The organism is Agromyces sp. P1_H4 (genome assembly GCF_056405255.1).
On record NZ_JBFUCL010000377.1, the window covers coordinates 1 to 3,431 of the forward strand.

5 protein-coding genes are annotated in these 3,431 nt (G+C 72.6%); all 5 read left to right on the forward strand.

Features of this window, described 5'->3' with window-relative positions:
* Positions 1–57 precede the first annotated feature (57 nt).
* Positions 58–435 (forward strand): phosphoribosyl-AMP cyclohydrolase, encoded by a 378-nt coding sequence (gene hisI, locus AC1DY2_RS17395; protein WP_476763558.1) that lies wholly within the window; start codon positions 58–60, stop codon positions 433–435.
* 31 nt (positions 436–466) lie between these two features.
* Positions 467–1,987, forward strand: coding sequence for an anthranilate synthase component I (locus tag AC1DY2_RS17400; RefSeq protein ID WP_476763554.1), 1,521 nt, complete (start codon positions 467–469; stop codon positions 1,985–1,987).
* Positions 1,984–2,640: a Trp biosynthesis-associated membrane protein gene (locus tag AC1DY2_RS17405; RefSeq protein WP_476763555.1), complete on the forward strand. Its 657-nt coding sequence runs from the start codon at positions 1,984–1,986 to the stop codon at positions 2,638–2,640. The genes AC1DY2_RS17400 and AC1DY2_RS17405 overlap by 4 nt, the downstream gene beginning before the upstream one ends.
* A gap of 35 nt (positions 2,641–2,675) precedes the next feature.
* A complete protein-coding gene (locus tag AC1DY2_RS17410) occupies positions 2,676–2,906 on the forward strand; it encodes a DUF6704 family protein (protein WP_476763556.1) in 231 nt (76 codons plus the stop codon).
* Between the two features lie 3 nt (positions 2,907–2,909).
* A partial coding sequence (locus AC1DY2_RS17415) for an indole-3-glycerol phosphate synthase TrpC (protein WP_476763557.1) occupies positions 2,910–3,431 on the forward strand: 522 nt, incomplete at its 3' end.

Below are 3,431 nucleotides of genomic sequence, written 5' to 3' on the forward strand. Positions count from 1 at the left end.
GCCGGCGACGAGGAGCTGGAGCGCGACGAGGAGTCGTGGGCGCCCGGGGCATCCGCCGTGGACCGGGCGCTGTTCAACGCCGACGGGCTCCTCCCCGCGATCATCCAGGAGGAGGGCACCGGCGAGGTGCTGATGCTCGGCTGGATGGATCGCGAGGCCATGCGACGCACCCTCACCGAGGGCCGCGTGACGTTCTGGTCGCGGTCCCGGCAGGAGTACTGGCGCAAGGGCGACACGTCGGGCCACGTGCAGTACGTGCGCGCCGCCGCCCTCGACTGCGACGCCGACACGCTTCTCGTGACGGTCGAGCAGGTCGGTGCGGCGWGCCACACCGGCACCCGCACGTGCTTCGACGGCGACCGGCTCGAGGTCGAAGTGGGGGCAGCGCCTGTGCCGACAGCGACCGCTGCCACCGCGCCGACACCCGCCGACTGACCGACGTCCACCGACGACCCGAGGAGGCCGAGTGCCCGCCACGACGAGCTTCGACGAGTTCACCGCCCTGCTGCCCGGCCGCAGGGTCGTGCCCGTGTCCCGTGAACTTTTCGCCGACGGCGAGACTCCCGTCGGCATCTACCGCAAGCTCGCCGCGGGCCGCCCCGGCACCTTCCTGCTCGAGTCCGCCGAGCAGGGCGGCATCTGGTCGCGGTACTCCTTCGTCGGCGCCTCGTCGTACGGTGTCCTGACCGAACGCGACGGGCGCGTCGAATGGCAGGACTACGGGCTGTCGGCCGAACGTGCGCTGGGCGGGGCCGCCGGCCTCGCACCCCTCGCCGCGCTGGAGGCGCTCTTCGAGCGCTGGCGCACCGAGGACGTGCCCGGCGCGCCGCCGCTGACCGGCGGGCTCGTCGGGTTCATCGGGTGGGAGGCCATCCGGCAGATCGAGCACCTGCCGAACCGGCCGCCCGCCGACTTCCGGATGCCGGGACAGGCCTTCTCCTTCGTCTCCGAGCTCGTCGTGATCGACCACCGCACCGGAACCGTGCAGCTCGTGGCGTCCACCCTGAACGATGGCGACGAGTCGCCCGAGGCGCTCTGGGTGGACGCACAGGAGCGCCTCGACCGGATGCAGCGGCGGCTCGCCCGCCCGTCGGAGGCGTGGCTCGCCGAGATCGACCTCGCGACCGCCGCGGCGCCGACGCATCGCACCGAGAAGGCCGACTTCCTCGCCGCCGTCGAGCGCTCGAAGGAGTACATCCGCGAGGGCGACATCTTCCAGGTCGTGGTCTCGCAGCGCTTCGAGCAGGTGGCCACCGCCGACCCGATCGACGTCTACCGGGTGCTTCGAAGCCTGAACCCGAGCCCGTACATGTACGTCCTGCACCTCGACGACCCGGCCGGCGAGCCGTATTGGATCGTCGGCTCCTCGCCGGAGGCGCTCGTGAAGGTGGAGGACGGCCGCGTCTTCACCCACCCGATCGCGGGCTCGAAGCCGCGCGGTGCGACGCCCGAGCAGGATGCCGACCTCGAGGCCGAGCTCATCGCCGACCCGAAGGAGCAGGCCGAGCACCTCATGCTCGTCGACCTCGCCCGCAACGACCTCGCGAAGGTCTGCACGGCCGGATCGGTGGAGGTGACCGAGTTCATGCGCGTCGAGCGGTTCAGCCACATCATGCACCTCGTGTCGTCGGTCGAGGGCGATCTCGCGCCGGGGGCGAACGCCGTCGACGTGTTCCGGGCGACCTTCCCCGCCGGCACGCTCTCGGGTGCGCCGAAGCCGCGGGCCCTCGAGATCATCGACGAGCTCGAACCCGCGCAGCGCGGGCTCTACGGCGGCGTCGTCGGCTACTTCGGCTTCGGCGGAGACGCCGACCTCGCGATCGCCATCCGCACGGCCACGATCTCGGGCGGCATCGCGCGGGTGCAGGCCGGAGGCGGCCTGGTGGCCGATTCGGTACCCGAGTCGGAGTTCCAGGAGTCGCAGAACAAGGCGGCGGCGCCACTGCGCGCGGTCGCGGTCGCGAACGCCATGCGGAGGGTCGAGTGAGCGCCTCGCGCATGAAGCTGCCGATCATCGTCGCCACGATCGTCGGTGCGGGCCTCGCGCTGCTCTCGTGGAGCCAGACCTGGTTCGAGCTTCGGCTGGCGGATGTCGCTGCGCAGGGCTCCGACGACGCGATCGCGGTCCCGGGCAGCGTCGCGTCGCCCGCCCTCGCGGCACTCGGCCTCGCCGGACTGGCACTCGTGGCGGCCCTCGCGATCGCAGGTCCCGGCATCCGCATCATCCTCGGCGTGCTCGAGGTCGTGCTCGGCGGCTGCGTGCTGCTCGCCGCCGGCGTGTCGCTCGGCGATCCCGTCGCCGCAGTCGCCCCGGCAGTGACGGATGCCACGGGCGTGTCGGGTTCCGGCCCGACGGCCGAGCTCGTGGCCGGCGTGACGGCCACCGCCTGGCCGGCCATCGCCATCGCCGGGGGAGTGCTGCTCGTGCTCGCCGGCGTCGCCGTCCTCGTCACCGGGACGCGCTGGCCCTCGTCGTCGCGCCGATACAGGTCGGCCCGGCTCGAGGACGCCGACGAGCCGGTCGAGGCGGACGGCGGCGCGCGAGCAGCATCCGACCAGGCCATCGACGACTGGGACGACCTCAGCCGCGGCGACGATCCCACCGGCGACCCCACCGAGCCCGCCGGACCGAACCGCTAGACTGGCCCCCGAAACCCCAGCAACGAAGGAGCAACATGAGCACCGAGCACGCAGATCCCGGCCACGGACACTCGCCCGCGGCATGGACCTCCGTCATCATCATGCTCATCGCCGTCACCATCGGCACGGTCGCGTTCTTCCTCGACCTGCCGTGGCTCGTCTGGGCGTCGGCAGCCCTCCTCGTCGTCGGTGCCATCGTGGGCTGGGTCCTGTCCCGTGCCGGCTACGGCGTCGGCGGGGCGAAGGTCGTCGAGAAGGCGCACTGACGCGTGCTGTCCGAACTGACCGCGAACGCGGTCGCAGATTCGCTTGCACGCCGTGAGACGCGCGGCTTCGCCGAGGTGGAGCGCGCGGCGCTCGCCCGCCCTGCCGCGCTCGACGCCCTCGAGGCGCTGAAGCCCGCCGAGCGGGTCAAGGTCATCGCCGAGATCAAGCGGTCGAGCCCCTCGCGCGGTGCGCTGGCGACCATCGCGGACCCGGCGGCCCTGGCTCGCAGCTACGAGCTCGGYGGTGCGAGCGCGATCAGCGTCCTCACCGAGGGCCGCAGGTTCGGCGGCTCGCTCGCCGACCTCGAAGACGTCCGCGCCGCCGTCGCGCTGCCCGTGCTCCGCAAGGACTTCATCGCGACGCCGTACCAGGTGCTCGAGGCCCGCGCGGCGGGCGCCGACCTGGTGCTGCTCATCGTGGCAGCCCTCGACGACGCGACGCTGCGCGAGCTCTTCGACCTCATCGTCGAGCTCGGCATGACGCCGCTGGTCGAGACGCACTCGGCCGACGAGCTCGACCGGGCG